Annotated in this window: 17 protein-coding genes; 5 read left to right on the top strand and 12 right to left on the bottom strand. The window is 72.4% G+C overall.

Translation table 11 applies throughout. The features are described 5' to 3' along the window. Window positions 1-78 precede the first annotated feature (78 nt). From ACIHFE_RS06925 to ACIHFE_RS06940, 4 genes are all read right to left on the bottom strand, one after another. A complete protein-coding gene (locus ACIHFE_RS06925; protein ID WP_400104758.1) occupies window positions 79-2,607 on the bottom strand; it encodes an ABC transporter permease in 2,529 nt (842 codons plus the stop codon). Between the two features lie 129 nt (window positions 2,608-2,736). Next, entirely contained in the window at window positions 2,737-3,537 is an 801-nt protein-coding gene (locus ACIHFE_RS06930) for an ABC transporter ATP-binding protein (RefSeq protein WP_400104759.1), read from the bottom strand. 127 nt (window positions 3,538-3,664) lie between these two features. Further along, window positions 3,665-4,501 carry a carbohydrate ABC transporter permease gene (locus ACIHFE_RS06935; RefSeq protein ID WP_400104760.1) on the bottom strand — a complete coding sequence of 279 codons (837 nt, stop codon included), beginning with the start codon at window positions 4,499-4,501 and terminating at the stop codon, window positions 3,665-3,667. 230 nt (window positions 4,502-4,731) lie between these two features. Next, on the bottom strand, window positions 4,732-5,316 hold the full coding sequence (locus tag ACIHFE_RS06940; RefSeq protein ID WP_400104761.1) for a TetR/AcrR family transcriptional regulator: 585 nt from the start codon (window positions 5,314-5,316) through the stop codon (window positions 4,732-4,734). A 100-nt stretch (window positions 5,317-5,416) separates the two neighbouring features. Between ACIHFE_RS06940 and ACIHFE_RS06945 the strand changes: the two genes are divergently transcribed. Further along, window positions 5,417-6,166, top strand: a complete 750-nt coding sequence (locus tag ACIHFE_RS06945; RefSeq protein ID WP_400104762.1) for an SDR family NAD(P)-dependent oxidoreductase — start codon at window positions 5,417-5,419, stop codon at window positions 6,164-6,166. Window positions 6,167-6,184: 18 nt separating this feature from the next. On the opposite strand, the gene ACIHFE_RS06950 is transcribed toward ACIHFE_RS06945, so the two are convergent. Further along, window positions 6,185-6,601, bottom strand: coding sequence for a CBS domain-containing protein (locus tag ACIHFE_RS06950; RefSeq protein ID WP_400104763.1), 417 nt, complete (start codon window positions 6,599-6,601; stop codon window positions 6,185-6,187). A 174-nt stretch (window positions 6,602-6,775) separates the two neighbouring features. On the opposite strand from ACIHFE_RS06950, the gene ACIHFE_RS06955 reads away from it, so the two are divergent. Both ACIHFE_RS06955 and ACIHFE_RS06960 read left to right on the top strand, forming a co-directional pair. After that, window positions 6,776-7,552: a VOC family protein gene (locus tag ACIHFE_RS06955; protein ID WP_400104764.1), complete on the top strand. Its 777-nt coding sequence runs from the start codon at window positions 6,776-6,778 to the stop codon at window positions 7,550-7,552. An 866-nt stretch (window positions 7,553-8,418) separates the two neighbouring features. Continuing rightward, complete coding sequence (locus ACIHFE_RS06960) at window positions 8,419-9,252, top strand: helix-turn-helix domain-containing protein (RefSeq protein WP_400104765.1); 834 nt, start codon at window positions 8,419-8,421, stop codon at window positions 9,250-9,252. Between the two features lie 31 nt (window positions 9,253-9,283). On the opposite strand, the gene ACIHFE_RS06965 is transcribed toward ACIHFE_RS06960, so the two are convergent. The 4 genes from ACIHFE_RS06965 to ACIHFE_RS06980 all read right to left on the bottom strand — a co-directional run bounded on the left by ACIHFE_RS06965 (window position 9,284) and on the right by ACIHFE_RS06980 (window position 13,836). Further along, on the bottom strand, window positions 9,284-10,090 hold the full coding sequence (locus tag ACIHFE_RS06965) for a carbohydrate ABC transporter permease (RefSeq protein ID WP_400105027.1): 807 nt from the start codon (window positions 10,088-10,090) through the stop codon (window positions 9,284-9,286). A 50-nt stretch (window positions 10,091-10,140) separates the two neighbouring features. Further along, window positions 10,141-11,481 carry an extracellular solute-binding protein gene (locus tag ACIHFE_RS06970; RefSeq protein WP_400104766.1) on the bottom strand — a complete coding sequence of 447 codons (1,341 nt, stop codon included), beginning with the start codon at window positions 11,479-11,481 and terminating at the stop codon, window positions 10,141-10,143. 67 nt (window positions 11,482-11,548) lie between these two features. Then, window positions 11,549-12,244 carry a response regulator gene (locus ACIHFE_RS06975; protein ID WP_400104767.1) on the bottom strand — a complete coding sequence of 232 codons (696 nt, stop codon included), beginning with the start codon at window positions 12,242-12,244 and terminating at the stop codon, window positions 11,549-11,551. After that, window positions 12,241-13,836: an ATP-binding protein gene (locus ACIHFE_RS06980; protein WP_400104768.1), complete on the bottom strand. Its 1,596-nt coding sequence runs from the start codon at window positions 13,834-13,836 to the stop codon at window positions 12,241-12,243. Before ACIHFE_RS06980 ends, ACIHFE_RS06975 begins: the two co-directional genes overlap by 4 nt. Window positions 13,837-13,948: 112 nt before the next feature. On the opposite strand from ACIHFE_RS06980, the gene ACIHFE_RS06985 reads away from it, so the two are divergent. Further along, window positions 13,949-15,277 (top strand): cation:dicarboxylate symporter family transporter, encoded by a 1,329-nt coding sequence (locus ACIHFE_RS06985; RefSeq protein WP_400104769.1) that lies wholly within the window; start codon window positions 13,949-13,951, stop codon window positions 15,275-15,277. A 99-nt stretch (window positions 15,278-15,376) separates the two neighbouring features. On the opposite strand, the gene ACIHFE_RS06990 is transcribed toward ACIHFE_RS06985, so the two are convergent. Both ACIHFE_RS06990 and ACIHFE_RS06995 read right to left on the bottom strand, forming a co-directional pair. After that, complete coding sequence (locus ACIHFE_RS06990) at window positions 15,377-15,898, bottom strand: hypothetical protein (protein ID WP_400104770.1); 522 nt, start codon at window positions 15,896-15,898, stop codon at window positions 15,377-15,379. A 27-nt stretch (window positions 15,899-15,925) separates the two neighbouring features. Further along, complete coding sequence (locus ACIHFE_RS06995) at window positions 15,926-16,561, bottom strand: TetR/AcrR family transcriptional regulator (RefSeq protein ID WP_400104771.1); 636 nt, start codon at window positions 16,559-16,561, stop codon at window positions 15,926-15,928. 112 nt (window positions 16,562-16,673) lie between these two features. On the opposite strand from ACIHFE_RS06995, the gene ACIHFE_RS07000 reads away from it, so the two are divergent. After that, a complete protein-coding gene (locus tag ACIHFE_RS07000; RefSeq protein WP_400104772.1) occupies window positions 16,674-18,335 on the top strand; it encodes an MFS transporter in 1,662 nt (553 codons plus the stop codon). 9 nt (window positions 18,336-18,344) lie between these two features. On the opposite strand, the gene ACIHFE_RS07005 is transcribed toward ACIHFE_RS07000, so the two are convergent. Then, a complete protein-coding gene (locus ACIHFE_RS07005) occupies window positions 18,345-19,868 on the bottom strand; it encodes a hypothetical protein (RefSeq protein ID WP_400104773.1) in 1,524 nt (507 codons plus the stop codon). Window positions 19,869-20,002: the final 134 nt, after the last annotated feature.

Below are 20,002 nucleotides of genomic sequence, written 5' to 3' on the forward strand. Positions count from 1 at the left end.
AGGGCCCCCGCCCCTCAGGTACGCACCGAACATCAGGTGCCTGCCCGGAGGCGAGGGCCCGGCCCGTGACGCGTACCGTCACTGCGCCCCGATGGACTCCAGAACATCCAGCCGCGCCGCCCGCCGGGCCGGCCACACCGCGGCCAGTACGCCCACCGCCAGGGCGATCAGCAGGAAGACGCCGATCCGTCCCCAGGGCACCACCATTTGGTACTCGGGGAAGGAGGACCGCAGCAGATGCCCGCCGGACCAGGCCAGGAAGATGCCGGCGCCGATCCCCAGCACCGCGCCGAACAGGGCGATGGCCACCGACTCCAGCCGCACCATCCGCTTCACCCCGGAGCGGTCCAGGCCGACCGCCCGCAGCAGCCCTATCTCCCGGGTGCGCTCGAAGACCGACATGGCAAGGGTGTTGACCACGCCGATGACCGCGATCACCACGGCCATGCCCAGCAGCCCGTACATCAGGTAGAGGATGGAGTCGATGTCGCCGGCCGCCGAGCGGCGCAGGTCCTCGCGGTTCTCCACCTTGATGACCGGGTTGCCGCCCAGGGACTTGCGGAGCTCGGCGGGGAGGCCGTCCGCCCGGCCGGGTGCGGCCTTGATCAGGACCTGGTCGTCGCGCACCTTGTCCAGGTGCGGGTCGACGAAGGACGGGGCGGCGGTGACCGAGCCCAGTACGTCATTGGCGGCGTAGACGGCGGCCACCTTCGCGGTGGCCCGTTTGCCGTCGTAGAACTCCATGGGCAGGGCGGAGCCGACCTGGAGGCCGTGCTGCCGGGCGTAGTCCTGGGACACCGCCACCGAGGCGCCGCGCACGCCGGACAGGGAGCCGGCGGTCACCTTGAGGCGGACCACCTTGGTGATGGCGGAAGGATCGGTGGCGTCCAGGCTCGCCGGTACGCCCCGGGACTGGAAGCCGGTGCTGCGCACGGGCACCGCCGCCTCGACGCCCGGCTGCCCGGCCAGGGTGCGGGCGATATCGGGGGACAGCCCGCGGAACGCGGAGGAGCTGACCTTGAGGTCGGCGGTCAGGTCCTGGCTGCCCATCCGGTCCATGCCCCGGTCGGCGGAGACCGCGCCCACGGTCAGACCGGTGATCAGGGTCAGCCCGATCATCAGCGCCGAGGCGGTGGCGGCGGTACGGCGCGGGTTGCGCAGCGCGTTCTGGGTGGCCAGCTTGCCGGGGACGCCGGACAGCCGGACGGCGGCCCGGCCGAAGAGGGTGACAAAGGGGCGGGACAGCAGCGGGGCCAGCACGATGACACCGGCCAGGGTCAGCGCCGAACCGGCCATGGCGGGAACCAGGCCGCCGCTGTCGCGCAGGGTGCTGACATGGATCATCACCGCCACGCCCAGCGAAGTGAGCACGGCGCCCAGGGAGTTGCGCAGCACCAGGGAGCGGGGCGCGGCGGGCTGGTCCACGGCGGCCAGCGCCTCCACGGGCGCGATCTTCGCCGCCCGGCGGGAGGGCAGCCAGGCGGCCAGCACGGTCACCAGGACGCCCACCGCCAGCGCGGACAGCGCGGCCGAGGGGGTGATCACCAGAGGGCCGTCCGGCAGGCTCGCACCGGTGGCCTGGAGCACCGGGCGCAGGCCGAGCGCGATCCCCAGCCCCAGGACAAAGCCCAGCACGGAGGAGACCAGCCCCAGCAGGCCCGCCTCGGTCAGCACCGAGCGCACCACCTGGCGGCGGGACGCCCCCACCGCCCGCAGCAGGGCGATCTCCCGGCCGCGCTGGGCAATAAGCATGGTGAAGGTGTTGGCGATGATGAACACACCGACGAACAAGGAGATTCCGGCGAACACCAGGAAGGTCTTGCGGATCGAGCTGGTCTGCTGGTCGATCATCTTGGACTGCTCGGCCGCCAGTTCGGCGCCGCTGCGGGCCTCCAGGCCGGCCGGCAGGGCGGCACGGACCCGGGCCGTCAGCGCCGTCCGGTCGGCGCCCGGCGCGGCGGAGACCACCAGCTCGCTGAACTCGCCCGGCTTGCCCAGGAGTTGCTGGGCGGTGGCGGTGTCGAACAGGGCCAGGCTGGCGCCGGACTCCACCCTGGGGTCGGCGGACCGCACGATGCCGACCAGCTTCTTGGTGAGCACCGGGCCGTCCACGGCCAGCCGCACGGTGCCGCCGAGCCTGGCGCCGGTCCGGCCGGCGGTGCGCTCGTCCAGGGCGATCTCGCCGGCGGAGGCGGGGCCGCGCCCCTTCAGCAGCGGGTAGCGGTCGTCCCGGCCGTCCTTGCCGGGTGCGTAGTTGATGCCGTCGCCGCCCCACTCCCGGCCCGCCGGTTTGCCGTCCCGGTCGGCCACCGTGACGGTGCCGGTGACGGAGGTGCGTACGGCGCCGACGCCCGGCAGGGCGCGGACCCGGTCCGCCAGCCGGGAGTCCAGGACGGCGGGCGAGGAGCCGGTGCGCGGGCCGCCGGGCGTCACCGAGACGGCCACGCCGTCCAGGCTGCGGGCCGTCTTGTTGCGGTAGGCGGAGCCGACGGTGTCGCTGAAGACCAGGGTGCCGGAGACAAAGGCGGTGCCCAGCAGCACCGCCAGGGCGGTCATCAGCAGCCGGGTCTTGTGCGCGAGCAGATTGCGCAGGGCGGTTCGGAACAAGGGGAAGTCCTGGGTCGGGGGGGTTCGGTCGGGAGGGGGCGCCCCGTCAGGGGCGCGGGGCGGTAGTTTTATGCGGCTCCGCCGCGTGGGCGCGATCAGCCACCAACAGCCCGCAGTTGAAAAATGACGTCAGGCGGGACGCCCCTTCGCATCGAACGCCTTCATCCGGTCCAGCACCGCCCGGGCCGTCGGTGACCACAGTTCGTCCACGATCCGGCCGTCGGCCAGGAAGAGCACCCGGTCCGCGTAGGAGGCGGCCACCGGGTCATGGGTGACCATCACCACGGTCTGCTCCAGGGCCCGTACCGACTCACAGAGGAATCCCAGGAGTTCGGCGCCGGAGCGGGAGTCCAGATTGCCGGTCGGCTCATCGGCGAAGATGATCTCGGGGCGGGCGGTGAGCGCCCGGGCCACCGCCACCCGCTGCTGCTGGCCGCCGGAGAGCTGGGCGGGCCGGTGGGCCAGCCGCTCGGTCAGGCCCAGGGTGGTGACGATCTGCCGCAGCCACTCGGGATCCGGCCGGCGGCCGGCGATGTCCAGCGGCAGGGTGATGTTCTCCAGCGCGGAGAGGGTGGGCAGCAGATTGAAGGCCTGGAAGACAAAGCCCACCTTGTCCCGGCGCAGCCGGGTCAGCTCGCGGTCGCCCAGTGAGGACAGCTCCGTCTCACCGATCCGGGCCGAACCGGAGGTGGGGGTGTCCAGCCCGGCCATGCAGTGCATCAGGGTGGACTTGCCGGAGCCGGACGGGCCCATGATCGCGGTGAACTCGGCCCGGCGGAACTCCACCCCGACCGCGTCCAGTGCCGTCACCCGGGTCTCACCCTGGCCATAGACCTTGGTCAGTCCGGTGGCTCGGGCGACAACGGTGCCGGTACAGGGGGTGGTCAGCACGGGTTCCTCCGGGGATGGCGCGGATTCGGCGCATTCCATTCTTGGCGGCGCGGAGGGCCCTTCCGTCAGTCCAAGGACCGGAATATGGCATCGCACTTTTGGGCGGCGGAACGCCCGGGGCGTAGTCCCTGAGACGGACCAACGTCATCCCGCGGGCCCATCGGGGCTATCCCTTCACCGCCCCGCCCAGCGCGAAGCCGCCCGTCAGCCGGCGGGAGATCAGTGCGTAGAGCAGCACCACGGGGGTGGAGTAGAGGATGGAGAAGGCGGCCAGCTGGCCGTAGGCGATCTGGCCATAGCTGCCGAAGAAGGTGAACACCGTGACCGAGGCGGGGAGTTGGTCGGGGGAGAGCAGCAGCAGAAAGGGGACGAAGAAGTTCCCCCACATCAGGGCGAAGCAGTAGATGGCCACCACCGTCACCCCGGGTCCCATCAGGGGCAGCACCACCCGGGTCAGGGTCTGCAGCCAGCCCGCGCCGTCCGTCCAGGCCGCCTCCTCCAGCGAGGTGGGCACCGAGTCCATAAAGTTCTTCATCAGCCAGATGGCGAAGGGGAGTTGGGCGGCGGCCATGAACAGCGCGGTGCCGTACACGGTGTCGATCAGGTTGATCCGGACGAACAGCCCATACACCGGCACCATGATCGCCGTGATCGGCAGACAGGTGGAGAACAGGATGGCCAGCAGATAGGGCCGGTTGAAGCGGGAGGGGAAGCGGGACAGCGGATAGGCGGCCAGCGCGGCGCAGCCCACGGTGAGGGCGGTGGCGCCGCCGCACAGCAGCAGGCTGTTGAGCATCGGCCGGAAGGTGGTGTCCTCGGTCAGCACCGCGGAGAAGTTCCCGGTGCCGGGGGAGTCGGGCCAGCGGACGCTCAGCCGTGCCCCGGGATCCAGTGAGGCCAGCAGCAGCCACAGCAGGGGGAGCGCGAAGGCGGCCGCCACCAGCAGCAGCGCGGCGTCGGCGGCCAGCCGCTGGCGGGTGCGGCGGTGGAGGAACGGGGGCACGGCACCTCCGTACGCTGACGCGAGCTACCGCCCGGAGCGTAGCGCCGGGGCGGCGGGGCCGGAAGGGCGCGTGGGCGGGGCCACGGCGTCAGCCGGGTCCCGGCGTGGGCCGGGCGAGGCCGTCGGCTGGGCGCCGGTGGCAACCGGGGCACCGGCGTCAGCCCGGCCCCGACGCCGGCCGAGCGCCGGCTGTCGGCCCGGCCGAGCACAAGCCGTCAGCCCGGCCGCCGTCAGCCCGGCCAGGCCGCCAGGGCCAGGTCCACCGCCCGGCCCAGCTCCCCCGCGTCCGCGCCGCCGGCCGCCTGGACCGCGACGCCGTAGGAGATCAGACAGATATAGCGGGCCAGATCGGCCGCATCGGTGCCGGAGGGCAAGTCACCCTCCTCGCAGGCCCGTTGGAAGCGTTCGGCGAGCGCCGCCTCCCCGGCCCGCCGTCGGGCGATCACTTCCTCGCGGACCGGGCCGGCCTGGGCGCTGGTGGCCAGTGCGCCCTGGATCATCAGACAGCCCGGGCCCTCCTCGCGGGTGGTCACCCGGATTACTCCGCGCAGTAGATACTCGGCGGCGGCCCGCGCGGTGGGCTGGGTCAGCGCCTCGTGGACATGGCTTGCCGGGCCCTCGCCATAGCGGTCCAGGCACTTGCGGAACAGGGCCTCCTTGTTGCCGTAGGCGGCATAGAGGCTGGGCCGGTTGATGCCCATCGCCGCCGTGAGGTCGGACAGCGCGGTGCCCTCGTAGCCATGTCGCCAGAACACGCGCAGCGCGCGGTCCAGGCCCTCCTCCAGGTCGAACTCGCGTGGGCGTCCGGTCGCCATGGCCTCGCCTTCCGTCCGTGCCGTCCTTGACTTCTGTACTGATCGATATGTTAGCGTCCCAGTTATATACCGAGCGGTACAGATCTTGGGGAGGGCTCTGATGGACAAGGCGCTGGCGGGCAAGGTGGCACTGGTGACCGGTGGTTCCCGGGGCATAGGGGCGGCCACCGCCCGGGCGCTGGCCGAGGCCGGCGCGGATGTGGCGATCAGCTATGCCGCCTCCGAGGACAAGGCGCGGGCGGTGGTGGGGGAGCTGGCGGAGGCGGGGGTGCGCGCCGGTGCGTACCGGGCCGACCAGGCCCGGGCCGCCGAAGTGGCCCAGTTGGTGGCCGCCGTGGCCGAGGACTTCGGACGGCTGGACATCCTGGTGAACAACGCCGGGGTGATCGCGACGGGCGCGGTGGATGACGCCGGGACCGATGCCGCCGCGCTGGAGCGGCAGCTGGCGGTGAATCTCGGCGGGGTGACGGCGGCCATCCGGGCCGCGGCCCCGCTGCTGGCCGAGGGCGGGCGCATCATCACCATCGGCTCCAACCTGGCCCCGCGGCCCGGCCGCCCGGGAGTGGCGGACTACGCGGCCACCAAGGCGGCCGTGGTGGCCTACAGCAAGGGGGCCGCACGGGACCTCGGTCCCCGGGGCATCACCGTCAATGCGGTGCAGTCCGGCTCGGTGGACACCGATATGAACCCGGCGGACGGGCCGGGGGCGGACGCCCAGCGCGCCGGCAACGCGCTGGGCCGCTACGGCCGTCCCGAGGAGATCGCCGCGGGCGTGGTCTTCCTGGCCGGGCCGGGCGCCTCCTTCATCACCGGGGCCACCCTCGACATCGACGGCGGATACCTGGCCTGAGCCGGGGCGGGCGCCGGGTCAGTCGGCGTAGACCCGGCCGGCGAACGCGGCGACCTGGTCCGCCGGCAGATTGCGGGCGACATCCGCCTCGCTGATCATGCCGACCAGCCGCTTGTTCTCGATCACCGGCAGCCGCCGGATGTGGTGGCTGCCCATCTCCTCGACGACCTGCTGCACATCGGCGTTGGCGTCGATCCAGCGCGGGGTGCCCCGGGCCAGGTCCGCCGCGGTGGTGCTGGATGGGTCGCGGCCCTCGGCCACGCACTTGAGCACGATGTCCCGGTCGGTGATGATGCCGCACAGCCGCTCGTCGGCGTCGCTGACCGGGAGCGCTCCCACACCCAGGTCGCGCATCCGCTGGGCGGCGTGCTCCAGGGTCTCGGTGGCCGGGATCCAGTGCGCGCCCGGGTGCATGATGTCCTTCGCGGTGGTCATGGCGTCCCTCCTGAAGGGGTTGCGTGCCTCCTTGCCCATCCTCGCGCCGGTGGCGCGGGAGCGCATGTCGGGGGCGCGGGGGCGGGCGCCGGGCGGCTGTCGGTGGCCGGTGCCAGACTGGGGAGGACGGGACAACGCACCACGGGAAGACATATCTCGAAGGAGCACCCCATCATGCTCAGCACCAACTTCCTCACCGGCTCCCCCTGCTGGATCGACCTGGGCAGCCCGGATGTCGACGCGGCCGCCGTGTTCTACGGCGCCGTCTTCGGCTGGGACTTCGAGTCCACCGGCCCCGAGTCGGGGGGCTTTGGCTTCTGCAAGCAGGACGGCAGGACGGTCGCCGCCATCGGACCGCTCACCGAGAAGGGCGCCTCCTCGGCCTGGACGGTCTACTTCCGGACCCCGGACGCCGATGCCACCGCCAAGGCCGTGGAGCAGGGCGGCGGTTCGGTGCGGATGGCGCCCTCCGATGTGCCGGAGGCCGGGCGGATGGCCGCCTTCACCGACCCGGGCGGCGCCGAGTTCGCCGTATGGCAGGCCGCCGCGGTCAAGGGGTTCGAGCTGGCCTCGGTGGACAACGCCCTGTGCTGGACGGAGCTCCATGTCACCGATGCCACCGCCGCCTATGCCTTCTACCGGGGGCTGTTCGGCTGGCGGGGCGAGGACATGGAGGTGCCGGGGATGGTCTACAAGATCCTCGCCACCGCCGAGGGCGAGCCGGAGACCGCCGCCTTCGGCGGCATCGCACCGCTGCAGGAGGGCGACGCACCGCGCTGGATCCCCTACTTCGCGGTGGCCAGTGCGGACGAGACGGTGGCCAAGGCTCAGCAGCACGGCGGTGCGGTGGTGATGCCCGCCTCGGATGTGCCCGATGTGGGCCGGATCTCCTGGCTGGCCGATCCGGCCGGGGCGGTGTTCGCGGTACTCAAGCCGGCACCTCCGGCATAGGCCGCATTAGCCGTGAACCGGGCGAGGGTTGGGGGTGGCTCAGGCGATTTTGCCTATGCTTTGCTGGATGCCCGGTCTGTGCCGAACGCCCCGTCTCATCCCATCCGTATGGCCGTCGGCCGTGGCCGGCAGCGGCTGTGTGAGCGGAGGCGGGCGTGGGAGGAGGTCCGGCAGAAGACCTGGGCGCCGTACGGGTTGACCCATGAGGTCACCGGGGACGGCGCCGAGGGGGCCGGCTTCGATGGCGCCGAGGGTGGCCGGTCCACCGTCCGGCCGGCGCGGCCCTGGCGAAAGGCCGTCACACTCAAGGGAATTGCCGCACCGGCGGTGAGTGTGCACGGTGTGCCGAAGGGGGTGGCGCCATCTGCCGGAACATCTGCCGAGGCAGGGTGAACGAGGAGAAGAGAGCTCAGGGAAAGCCCGGCTATGTCTCCTGTGCCGCACCGTCCCCGACTCTGGAAGTTGGCTGACGTTACGTCAAAAACCAAAAATCCTCGTCGGATAACGGGCGAGGGTTTCCTGCCGTTGATGGCGGCCGTGGGGTGCCGCCGGTTGCCCGGATAACGCGGAGCGTGGCAACTGCCGCCTGATTATCGCCAGTTGGCGCCGCCTGTCCGCGACGGTCATAGGGCGCATCCTGCCTCCTTTGCGCCGCTGTTCTCGCTCTCGGCGACGGACCGCCCGCGGATTCGCTCTCCCCCGTGGAGTAAACCCGCAGGCCGTCGCCGGTCCCGGCCAGCGAACGGCCGGTAGCCAGATGATGCAGGAGGGATGCGATCATTACTGTGGGGAACTTTTCCCTGGAAAAATTCCCCACGTTATTCCACTTCCCCCATGGGGGGGCGCCATGATAGGGGGAAACCGGAATGGATAAGCAGGCGTTGCAGGCCCTGCTGCGGGAGAGCAGAGCGCTCATCGACCCGGGTGCCTATGGCTTGTTCAGGTCATTACGGCAGGGTCGGCGGGCGCCGGGGCTGACCCAGTCGCAGATGGACCAGTTGTTGCATCGTGCACAGGGTACCTACAACCGCCTCGAAACCGGCAACTACCCCAATCCCTCCGAGGACTTATTGCGGGATGTCGCCCGGCTGCTGGCGTTCACCGAACATGAGTGGACCCTGCTGTGGCGCTATACCCTGCGCCGTGATCCGCCAACCCCGCTCGACCCCGGCTCCGGTCAGGAGGTCGTCGAGGCCTGGCGCGAAGTCGTGCACGGTATATCCCATATGGCCTATGTGGCCGACCAGTCCTGGCGGGTGCTCGACTACAACCAGGCCTTCGCCGATATGTTCCCGGACCGCAAGGTGCCCGAGAACAGCATGCTCTGGATGGCCAACCACACCGACGCCCGGCGGATCCTGGACCGCTGGGAGGAGTGCTGGCTGCCGCTGATCCTGCCCCAGCTCCGCTCGGCGCAGGCCGCCATGCCGGACGACCCGACCTTGGCGGAGATCAAGGAGGTGGTGCTGGCCGACCCGGTCACCGGACCGATGTTCCGGGCCGGCGGTGTCTCGCCCGGCGCTCAGGCCTACCGCTATGAACGCCCGATGCTGCACCCGCTCAAGGGGCCCGGCTGGGTGCATATGTGCCCGGCCCAGCCGCTGGACACCCCGGGCATCCGGTTGATGATCATCGTCTTCCACCAGGGTGCGGAGCGCCCCGGCGACTCCCGGCTCAGAGCGCGCCCCACCGGGGGCTGACCCCATCCGGGGGCCGCCCCCGGCGGGAGCCTCACAACTCCTCGCGCAGCAGCCGTAGATACACCACCGAGAACAGGGCGCCCACCAGCAGCAGAAGCAGCGCCACCGCGGTGCCGTAGCCAATCAGGGACTTCAGGAACGCCTGGTCGTACATGAAGACCGGGAGCGTCTGGCTGCGCCGGCCCGGCCCGCCCCGGGTCATGGCCCAGATCAGCCCGAACACCGAGAGCGTCTGCAGGGTGTTGAGCATCAGATTGGTGCCGATGGAACGGCGCAGCATGGGCAGGGTGATGTGCCAGAACCGGCGCAGTCCCCCGGCGCCGTCCACCTCGGCGGCCTCGGTGATGTCCTGGGGGATGTCGGCCAGGGCCGCGGAGTAGACCAGCATGGAGAAGGCGGTGCCGCGCCAGACATTGGCGAAGGAGACGGCCAGGATGGGCAGGGTGAACAGCCAGTTCTGGGTGGGCAGATGAAGCTGTGCCAGCAGCGCGTCCAGGGTGCCTCGGCGGTTGAAGAAGGTGTAGAGCAGAAAGCCCGCCACGATCTCCGGCAGCACCCAGGCGGCGATCACCACCGAGCCGGTGACCGCGCGCACCGGCCGGGAGGCCCGGCGCATCAGCGCGGCCAGCGCGAAGCCCAGGCCGTTCTGGCCGATCAGTGAGGACAGCACGGTGAACACCAGGGTGAGCAGCACCGCGTTGCGGAAGCCGTCGTCCGCGAAGGCCCGGCGGAAGTTGGCCAGTCCAATGAAGGAGGCGGACTCCTGGCCGGTCAACTGGGTGTCGGTGAAGGCCAGATAGACGCAGTAGGCGATGGGCCCGGCCAGGAAGAGCAGCATCAGAACGGTGGCCGGGACCAGGGGCAGCCGGCGGGTGAGGCGGCGCACGGTCACTGTCCCCGGGCGATCGAGCGGACCTGGTCGTCATAGCGCCGGGCGGCCCGGGTCACGGTGGCGTCGCCGGTGGTCACCGACTCCATGGCCTCCCCGATGGCGCTGGAGATCTGCGGGTAGAGCGGCAGCGCGGGGCGGTAGTGGGTGTCCTTGACCAGGCCGGTGAAGAAGCTCACGGCCGGCATGGAGTCCAGGTACCGGCGGTCGGCGGCGATGTCGTCGCGGACCGCGATCTGGGCGTCATTGACGCACCACCGCAGGGCGTTGGCACGGTTCTGCAGGGTCGCGATGGCCTGCCAGGCCAGCTCGGCCTTGCCGGACTTGGCGGCGATCGCCCAGGTCCAGCCGCCGGAGAGGCTGACCCGGCCCGGGGCGGCGCCGTGCTGGGTGGGGAAGGCGGCCTGACCCAGCACGGCGGACCAGCGCGGCCAGGGGCGGCTGCCGGTGGGCAGCCAGCTCTGGCCCAGCCAGGAGCCGTCCAGATCGATGGCCAGCTTGCCGGAGGGCAGCCACTCGTTCACCACCCGGGTGCTGACATTGGGGTCCAGGGCGTCGGAGGGGTCGGGGCCGAGCTTCTCGCGGTAGACGGTGTGCACGAAGTCCAGCGCGTCCTTGAAGCCCTGGCCGCCGGTCACCCATTCCCTGGCGCGGGGCCGGTAGAGCGGGTCGGCGCCGGTGCCGTAGAGCAGCATCTCGAAGCCCTGCATCACCGCGCCCTCGCCCGGGCCCTTGCCGGTGTAGACATTCAGCGGAATCACCCCCGGCACCCGGGCCTTGACGGTGCGGGCCGCGTCCAGCACCTCCTGCCAGTCACGGGGACGCCAGTCGGCGGGCAGCCCGGCCCTGGCGAAGATCTCCTTGTTGAACCACAGGCCCCGGGTGTCGGTGCCGTCCGGCACCCCATAGGTCTTCCCGTCCTCGGCCCGGGCCGACGCCTTGGCGGTGGGGAGGTAGTGGCTCCACTCGGACCAGGAGGCCAGCTTGTCGTCCAGCGGTCTCAGATAGCCGCTCCGGATATCGGAGTTGATCAGGAAGGTGTCCTCGCGGACCACATCCGGTGCGGTCCTGGGGGAGCGCATCATCTGCTGGAGCTTGGTGTAGTAGTCGTTCTCGGCCGCCTGGACGGGAACCAGCTTGAGTTTCTTGCCGGGGTGGTCCCGCTCGAACTCCTTTTTCACCACGGCCAGATAGTCATCCAGGATGCGGACCTTGTTGTCCGTGCTGCGCTGGTAGGCGATGCGCACGGTGTCGGGGCCGCCGCCGGATCCGCTGCCGCAGGCGCTGAGCGAGGCGAGGACCAGGGTGGTGGCGAGCAGGGCGGGGGTGGTGGGGCGCACTTGAGGGCCTCCTGTTGTCGGCACCTTGCTGCCCTGGTACGTTCCCGGGCCGGCCCGCCCGCACGCGTCAGCGGCTCCCGGCCAGCCAGCGGTAGCGCAGCTCGGGGCGGCCCACCTGCCCGTACTGCGGGGCCCGGGCGGCGCGGCCGGTGTCCACCAGGTGCTCCAGGTAACGCCGGGCGGTGATCCGGGAGATGCCCACCGCGCTCCCGGCGGCGCCCGAGGCGACACCCTGGTCACCGGCCGCGCGCAGCACCTCGGTGATGGCGCGCAGGGTGGCCGGGCTCAGCCCCTTGGGCAGGCCGGCCGTCCGGGGCGAGCGCAGCACCGCCAGCGCGCGGTCCACCTCGTCCTGGTCACTGGCCTCCCCGGCGGTGGCCCGGAACTCGGCGTAGCGCAGCAGCCGGTCGCGCAGGGTGGTGAAGGTGAAGGGCTTGAGGACGTACTGGACGACGCCCAGTGAGACGCCCTCCCGGACCACCGCCAGGTCACGGGCCGAGGTCACCGCGATCACATGGGCGCCATGGCCCGCGGAGCGCAGCGAGCGCAGAAAGCGCAGGCCGTGCCCGTCGGGCAGATAGAAGTCCAGCAACAGCAGGTCGACCGGGGCGCGTTTGAGGAACTGGGCGGCGTCCGCCACCGAGCGCACCACCCCGGTCACCGTGAAGCCGGGCACCCGGCTGACATAGAGGGCGTGGGCGTCGGCGGCCACCGGGTCGTCCTCGACCACCAGCACCCGGATCGGCGGGCCCTGGCCGGTCATGCCCGGCTCCCGGCGGGCAGCCGCAGCGGCAGCCGCACCGTGAACTCGGCGCCACCACCGGGGGCTTGGCCCAGTTCCACGGTGCCGCCGTTGCGCCGGGCGGCCTGGCGCACCAGGGCCAGGCCCAGGCCGCGGCCGGGCGCCTTGCTGGAGACGCCCCGGTGGAAGAGCTCCTCGGCCCGCTCCGGCGGCACGCCCGGGCCGCAGTCGCCGACCCGCAGCAGCAGTTCGCCGCCGTCCGCCCGCATGGTGACGGTGATCTTCGGCCGGGGGGTGGCCGCCACCGCGTCCATGGCGTTGTCGATCAGGTTGCCCAGCACGGTGACCAGGTCGCGGGTGGGCAGATGGTCCGGCAGCAGGCCGTCGTCCAGCCGGGAGTCCTCGGTCAGCAGCAGTTCCACGCCGCGCTCGCCGGCCTGGGCGGCCTTGCCCAGCAGCAGGGCGGCCAGCACCGGTTCCGCGACGGCGTCCACCACCCGGTCGGTGAGTGCCTGGGCCAGCTGGAGTTCGGCGGTGGCGAAGCCCACCGCCTCCTCGGCGCGGCCCAGTTCGATCAGCGACACCACGGTGTGCAGCCGGTTGGCCGCCTCGTGCGCCTGTGAGCGCAGCGCCTCGGCGAAGCCGCGCACCGAGTCCAACTCGCCGGTGAGCGCCTGGAGTTCGGTGTGGTCGCGGAGGGTGGCCACGGTGCCGTGGTGCTCGCCGGAGGAGACCGGGGAGGTGTTGAGGACCACGATCCGCTCATCGGTCAGATGCACCTCGTCCACCCTGGACTCGCCGGCCAGCAGGGCCTGGGTGAGACCGGGCGGCAGGCGCAGGTCGCGGACGCGGCGGCCGATCACCGCCCGGCCGCGCAGCCCCAGCAGCTCCCGCCCGCCGTCATTGACCAGGGCCACCCGCCCCTGCCCGTCCAGGATCAGCAGCCCCTCGCGCACCGCGTGCAGGGTGGCCTGGTGGTAGTCGTGCATCCGGGCCAGCTCCTCCGCGTTCATCCCATGGGTGTGGCGGCGCAGCCGGGCGTTGAGCAGGTAGGTCCCGGCGCCGCCCAGGCCCAGCGCGGCCACCGCCACCGCCAGCAGCGCCGCCACCTGGCCGCTCAGCCGCGCGCTGATCTGCTTCACCGTGATGCCCGCGCTCACCAGGGCGGTGACCCGGCCCCGGTCGTCGTGCACCGGGGCGACCGCACGCACCGAGGGGCCCAGGGTGCCGGTGTAGGTCTCGGCGAAGGTGCGGCCGTGCAGCGCCGGGCCGGTGTGGCCCAGGAAGCGTTCGCCGATCCTGGCCGGATCGGGGTGGGTCCAGCGGACGCCCGCCGGGCTCATGATGGTCACAAAGTCGACTCCGGTGTCCTTGCGGACCTGCTCGGCGTAGGGCTGGAGGGCATGGGCCGGGTCCGCCGCGGCGGCCGCCTGGCGCACCGCCGGGGAGGCGGCCACCGCGGCGGCGGTGGCGGTCACCGTACGGCGGGCGGAGTCCTCGGCCGCGGACCGGTCGGAGAACCAGGCGAACGCGGCGCAGCCGGTCACCACGGCGGCGACCAGCACGATCTGCACGGTGAACAGCCGGCCGGCCAGGCTGCGGGGTCTGCGCATGGCGGACAGTGTGCCCTGCGGTTCATTCGTGAACGTAATGCACTTAAGGGTGACCGCCGTCACAGCCGGCGTGCATAGTCCTCGGGACGAGCCGCGAGAACGAGGAGGCAGCGTGGCATCCCTCAGCGAGGACGGGCGGCGGGACCGTACCCACTATCTCTATCCCGCGGTGATCGCGGCGGTGCTCGCCGGGATCGTCCTGGGCCTGGCCGCGCCGGGCTTCGCCGTGGAACTCAAGCCGCTGGGCACCGGGTTCGTCAATCTGATCAAGATGATGATCTCGCCCGTGATCTTCTGCACCCTGGTGCTGGGCATCGGTTCGGTGCGCAAGGCCGCCAAGGTGGGTGTGGTGGGCGGGCTGGCGCTGGGCTACTTCCTGGTGATGTCCACCGTGGCGCTGGCCATCGGCCTGGTGGTGGGCAATGTGCTGGAGCCCGGCAGCGGGCTGCATCTCACCGAGAGCCTGCGGCACGCGGGGGCGGCACAGGCCAAGGGGGCCCATGAGTCCACCGCCGGCTTCCTGCTGGGGATGATCCCCACCACCCTGGTCTCCGCCTTCACCGGCGGACAGGTGCTCCAGACACTGTTGGTGGCGCTGCTGAGCGGGTTTGCGCTGCAGGCCATGGGGCCGGCCGGGGAGCCGGTGCTGCGGGGGATCGGCCACCTCCAGAAGCTGGTCTTCCGGATCCTTGCCATGATCATGTGGGCTGCTCCGGCAGGGGCGTTCGGGGCCATCGCGGCACTGGTCGGGGCGACCGGCACCGATGCCCTGAAGTCGCTGGCCGTCATCATGATCGGCTTCTATCTGACCTGTGTGCTGTTTGTGGTGGTGGTGCTGGGGGCGCTGCTGCGGCTGGTGGCGGGGGTGAGCATCTTCGCGCTGCTGCGGTATCTGGGGCGGGAGTTCCTGCTGATCCTCTCCACCTCCTCCTCGGAGTCCGCGCTGCCCCGGCTGATCGCCAAGATGGAACACCTGGGAGTGAGCCGGCCGGTGGTGGGTGTCACGGTGCCCGCCGGCTACTCCTTCAACCTGGACGGCACCGCCATCTACCTCACCATGTCCGCCCTGTTCATCGCGGAGGCGATGGGCCGCCCGCTGGCCCTGGGACAGCAGATCTCGCTGCTGCTCTTCATGGTCGTCGCCTCCAAGGGCGCGGCCGGGGTGACCGGCGCCGGACTGGCCACGCTGGCCGGCGGGTTGCAGTCGCACCGTCCGGAACTGGTGGACGGCGTGGGGCTGATCGTGGGCATCGACCGCTTTATGAGCGAGGCCCGGGCGATGACCAACTTCGCCGGCAACGCGGTGGCCACGGTGCTGATCGGCACCTGGATGAAGGAGACCGACCGGGCCCGGATGGCCGAAGTCCTGGCCGGGCGGCTGCCGTTCGAGGAACCGAGGCAGCCGGACCGGGCGCCGGACGGCGAGGCGGTGGCCGTCTAGCGGCCCGTCCCCAGACCACCCCCACGGCGGAGCCGGGCCCCACCCCGGCTCAGGTCCATCACCCGGCACCGCGGGGCCGACGCCGTGGGGGTTCCCCGCTCAGCGGGCCCGGTCCGGCCGGCGCTGCCGGCCGCGTCCGGCGCGAGGGTCCCCGCCCTGTGGTTCCAGGGCGGCGCCCACCGCGCGTACCAGCCAGGCATTGACCGACTGGCCCTCCCGCCCGGCGGCCTCCTCGGCCCGGGCCTTGAGGCCGCCGGGCAGCCGGAGGCTGATCCGGGCGGTGGCGCCGTCCTCGCCCTCGGCCGTGGCGGCCGGCCGGGTGCCGCCGGGGGAGGGCGGGACGGCGTCCCGCATGACGCCGGAGGCGATGTCATGGCGCGGCGGGGGTGCCAGGGCGAACTCGGGGTCCAGCCCGCGCAGCCGCACCTCCACCGATCCCGGGGCAAGCTCCCGGGTGATCTCGTCGGCGGCCGCGGACAGGGCGTTGAGCAGGGTCAGCCGGGCCGCCGATGACAGCGGTGCGGCCAGCCGCCCGGCGAGCGCCCGGGCCTCGGGGCCACCGGCCTCGGCCGCGACCGCGAGTTCCCGGCGAAGGGCGTCGACATACGGCGCGAGGTCCATGGCGTGATCATGGTGCCGTCCATTGCGTCATCGCAAGGGCGAGTGGCCGGGGTCCATGGCCCGGCGCAGCCGGGTGACCAGCCGGTCGGCCTCCGCGGCCGGCACACCCGCCGCCGCCAGCACCGTGACGGCCGCCGAGCGGCCGGCCTCCCCGGGTTCCAGCAGTCCGTCGTTGACGGCCTGCATCAGACCGAAGAGCACCTGCTCATGAACGTAGGCCAGGGCCGCGGCGGGCAGCGGGGAGGTGAACCGCCCGGAGTCCAGGCCGCGTTGGAGCAGTGCCTCGCCCTCCCGGCGCACCGGCTCCAGCCGGCGCAGGATGCCCTCCACGGTGACGCTGCGCTGGGCCAGGGAGATCAGCAGCCGGTAGCCGTCGGCGATCTCCCACATGGCGAGCACGGCCCGAGCCAGTGCCTCGGCGGCGTCCTCGGGGTCGTCCGGTGACTCCAGCGCGGCCGCGCGGGCCGCGCCGACCGCCACCGCGGCATCGTCCACCAGGGCGGCGATCAGGGCGTCCCGGCTGGGGAAGTGCCCATAGACGGTGCGCCGGACCACGCCGGCGGCGCGGGCGATCTGCTCCATGCTGGCGTCCGGGTCGCGCAGCAGCTCCGCCAGGGCGACGCCCAGGATGCGGCGGCGATTGACATCCGCTCGGCCGGCCATCGCACCTCTTCTCACTCGGTGCCCTCATTTTGCCCAGTCGCCGGGCGGCGGCGTAAATTGCACACCGCTGTGTAAGTGCACAGTGGTGTGCAAAGTGAGGGGAGACAGTGCGATGCCGCTCGGCATGCGGACACCGGCCCAGGAGATGGAAGGGCCCTACCGGCGGCGATGGTGGGCGCTGGGGGTGCTGTGCATCAGCCTGCTGATCATCGTCATGGCCAACACCTCGTTGACCGTGGCGGCGCCCGACATGGTCAAGGACCTCGGTCTGGGCAGCGCCGACCTGCAGTGGGTGATCGACGGCTACACCGTGCCCTATGCGGCGCTGATGCTGATCCTGGGCGCGGTCGGTGACAAGTACAGCCGCCGTGGCGCCCTGGTGCTGGGCCTGCTGGTGTTCGCCGGCGCCTCGGTCGCCGGTTCGCTGGTGCACAGCGCCGCCGGAGTGATCACCGCCCGGGCGGTGATGGGTGTGGGCGCCGCCATGATCATGCCGGCCACCCTCTCCCTGCTGGCCGCGACCTTCCCGCGCGCCGAGCGCGCCAAGGCCATCACCATCTGGACGGCCACCGCAGGCCTGGCCATCGCGGTCGGCCCGCTGGTGGCCGGCGCGCTGCTGGAGCACCACGGCTGGGCCTCCACCTTCCTGATCAATGTGCCGGTGGCGCTGCTGGGTGTCATCGGCGCCCTGCTGCTGGTCCCGCCGTCCAAGGCCGAGGGCGTGGAGAGCATCGACTATGTCGGCGGCCTGCTGTCCGTGATCTGGGTGGGCTCGCTGATCTACATGATCATCGAGGGGCCGCACTTCGGCTGGGGTGCCAAGGCCATCGGCGCCGCGGTGGCCGCCGGCGTGGGCCTGGTCTGCTTTGTGCTGTGGGAGCTGCGCCACCCGCGCCCGGTGCTGGACGTACGCCGCTTCACCCGCCGGGCCTTCGCCGGCTCCACGCTGGCCGTCGCCCTGTTCTTCCTGGCCGTCTTCGGCGCGTTCTACTACCTCACCCAGCACCTGCAGTTCGTCCTCGGCTACTCCGCCCTGGACACCGGTGTGCGGATGCTGCCGCTGGCCGGCGCGGTGTTCGTGGGCGGCGCGCTGACCGCCTTCCTCACCCCGAAGTTCGGCATGAAGGTCACCGTGGCGCTGGGCATGACCGTCGGTACGGTCGCCATCGCCCTGCTGACCAGGGTGGACGCCTCCTCCACCTATGACGACTTCGTGCTCCCGCTGGCCGTCCTGGGCCTGGCCATCGGCCTGTCGCTGTCCCCGTGCACCAACGCCATCATGGGCTCCTTCCCGGAGACCCAGCTCGGCGTGGGCGGCGCGGTCAACAGCACCTCCATCGAGATGGGCGGCTCGCTGGGCATCGCCATCCTGGGCACGGTGCTGGCCAAGACCTACTCGTCCAACCTGGCCGACGCCGCCCACCGGGCCGCCGCGGCCGGCGGCCCCAAGCTCCCGGCCAAGGCGCTCTCCGCCGCCCAGGACTCGGTGGGCGCGGGCCTGTATGTGGCCAAGGAGGCCGGCAAGCAGGTGGCCGCCCAGGCCGCCCCCAAGCTGGGCCCGGAGAAGGCGGCCGCCCTCGGCGCCCAGCAGGCGCAGCAGGTGGTGGACGCCGTCCATAAGTCCTTCGCGGACGCGGTGGCCCACACCAGCGTGATCGGCGCGGTGGTGCTGGGCATCGGCACGGTGGTGGTCGCCCTGCTGCTCCCGGGCCGTGGCGCGGCCCCGGCCCGGCCCGAGCCGGCCCCCGCGGCGCGGGAGTCCGAGCGGGTCTGACCCGAACGGTCATCCGCCGGGCGGCGGCGCGCCGCCCGGCTCCGGCGGGACGGGCAGGGCGGCCGGCTGAGGAGCGCCGGTCCCCGGCATGACAAAGCGGCTGTGCGTCAGCAGCCGGCGCGTCCCGCCCGTCGGCTGCTGCGGGAGCCGGATGCCGTCCGGGGCGCCCCCGCCGGAGGCGGCGGCCTCGGCGGCCTCCCGTCTCCGCAGCAGCGCAGCCGCGTTCTCCTGCTGTCCGCCGGCGCGCAACTGCTCGGCCAGGGCGCGGACATCGGCCGGTCCCCGGTCCTGGGCGGCGGTGATCAGGAGCCACTCGGCATCCTCGGACCGGCCGACGCGGTGCAGGGCCGCCGTCAGGGACGGGACGAGTGCCACCGCGCGCTGTCGCGCGGCGGCCAGCAGCACACCATAGGCATCGGGGAACCGCTCTTCGGCCCGCAGCGCGGACACCACCTCCAGCAGCCGCTCGGCGGACGCCGAACGCCCCAGCGCGGACTTGATCCACATCGCGTCCGGCTCCCGCCACGCGCCCAGATGGGCCAGCAGCGGGGGGACCCGGGTGGCCGGACGGTCCATGGCCGCGGCCGCCAGCACCCGTTCCGCGTCCTCCGCCAGGCCGAGGGCGCGCAGAAAGGCCAGCAGCCGCCGGATGTGCTCGGGGGCGCCCGTGAAACCGGCGGCGGCCGCCATGCGCAGCGCCGCGTTCGCATCACCCGCCGCCCGGGCGTCCCGCACCGAATGGGCCGCCTGCCGGGCGGAGTTGTGCGGCCGGGGCCGGCGCCCGGCGGCGGGCAGGCCCGGGTTGTCCGGCCGGACGGCCGTGATCAGACCGGTGCTTGTCCGGTTGTCCGGGGACGGGCGCGGCGACCGGCCGCCGAATGCCGGTCCGGCCGCCCGCTCCGGCCGGACAACCGGCATCACGCCCGTGGACCGGCCGCCGGAGCGCTGACGGCGCATCCGCTCCAACTCCCGGGTGAGGGAGGCTATTTCCGCCACGGCGCGGGTGGCCCGCCCCTCCGCCCGGTCCCGGGCGTCCAGGGCCAGGCGCAACCTCAGCTCCGCCTCGGCCCGCTGGGCACCGGCGTCCGCCGCCTCGCGCTGGAACCGGCCCACCAGTTGCAGCGACATCGCGGCCAGCTGTAAGGCGTTGCGATGCTCCCGGTCCAGTTCCGCGATCCGGCCGGCCGCCCGCCGGTCGGTGCGCTGCCGGCCGGCCAGTTGCAGCCGATCCCAGTGCGGACGGGCGTCCGACAGCCGCCGGTCCCGCTGCCCGGCGTCCCGCGAACACACATCGGCCACCGCCTCGATGAAGTCCCACTGCGGATTCACCCCGGCCAGCCGGTCCGACACCGTGGTGCGGGCCGGCACCCGGAGATCGCGGAAGTGCTCGGGCCGCAGCCGCCCGGTCAGATCCCGCAGGCGCAGCCCCGCCTCGTCCAGCCAGTCGCGTAACAGCGTCGCCAGGGCGTTGGCGTGCTCGGAAGCACCTCGTACAGGTCCCCACGGCCGGGTGCGCCGCCCGCCAATGCCCAACGCCCTTCTCCTTACCTTCACTTAAGACCTTCGCAAGAGCAATGTGCTTGTCCGTGCTTGTCCGCCCGGCGGGGCGGACTAGTGGACCGGGCGATTCCGGCGGGCGAACCTCGGTGGGGTCGAGGTGCCCGCGG

It is taken from the genome of Streptomyces sp. NPDC052396 (assembly GCF_044593195.1).
In the GTDB taxonomy this organism is placed as follows: domain Bacteria; phylum Actinomycetota; class Actinomycetes; order Streptomycetales; family Streptomycetaceae; genus Streptomyces.

Coding starts and splice junctions, on each gene's coding strand:
- ACIHFE_RS06930 (WP_400104759.1), bottom strand. CDS start 3,537: ATGGAATGCGCCGAATCCGCGCCATCCCCGGAGGAACCCGTGCTGACC.
- ACIHFE_RS06940 (WP_400104761.1), bottom strand. CDS start 5,316: ATGGCGACCGGACGCCCACGCGAGTTCGACCTGGAGGAGGGCCTGGAC.
- ACIHFE_RS06945 (WP_400104762.1), top strand. CDS start 5,417: ATGGACAAGGCGCTGGCGGGCAAGGTGGCACTGGTGACCGGTGGTTCC.
- ACIHFE_RS06950 (WP_400104763.1), bottom strand. CDS start 6,601: ATGACCACCGCGAAGGACATCATGCACCCGGGCGCGCACTGGATCCCG.
- ACIHFE_RS06955 (WP_400104764.1), top strand. CDS start 6,776: ATGCTCAGCACCAACTTCCTCACCGGCTCCCCCTGCTGGATCGACCTG.
- ACIHFE_RS06960 (WP_400104765.1), top strand. CDS start 8,419: ATGGATAAGCAGGCGTTGCAGGCCCTGCTGCGGGAGAGCAGAGCGCTC.
- ACIHFE_RS06965 (WP_400105027.1), bottom strand. CDS start 10,090: ATGCTGCTCTTCCTGGCCGGGCCCATCGCCTACTGCGTCTATCTGGCC.
- ACIHFE_RS06975 (WP_400104767.1), bottom strand. CDS start 12,244: ATGACCGGCCAGGGCCCGCCGATCCGGGTGCTGGTGGTCGAGGACGAC.
- ACIHFE_RS06980 (WP_400104768.1), bottom strand. CDS start 13,836: ATGCGCAGACCCCGCAGCCTGGCCGGCCGGCTGTTCACCGTGCAGATC.
- ACIHFE_RS06990 (WP_400104770.1), bottom strand. CDS start 15,898: ATGGACCTCGCGCCGTATGTCGACGCCCTTCGCCGGGAACTCGCGGTC.
- ACIHFE_RS06995 (WP_400104771.1), bottom strand. CDS start 16,561: ATGGCCGGCCGAGCGGATGTCAATCGCCGCCGCATCCTGGGCGTCGCC.
- ACIHFE_RS07000 (WP_400104772.1), top strand. CDS start 16,674: ATGCCGCTCGGCATGCGGACACCGGCCCAGGAGATGGAAGGGCCCTAC.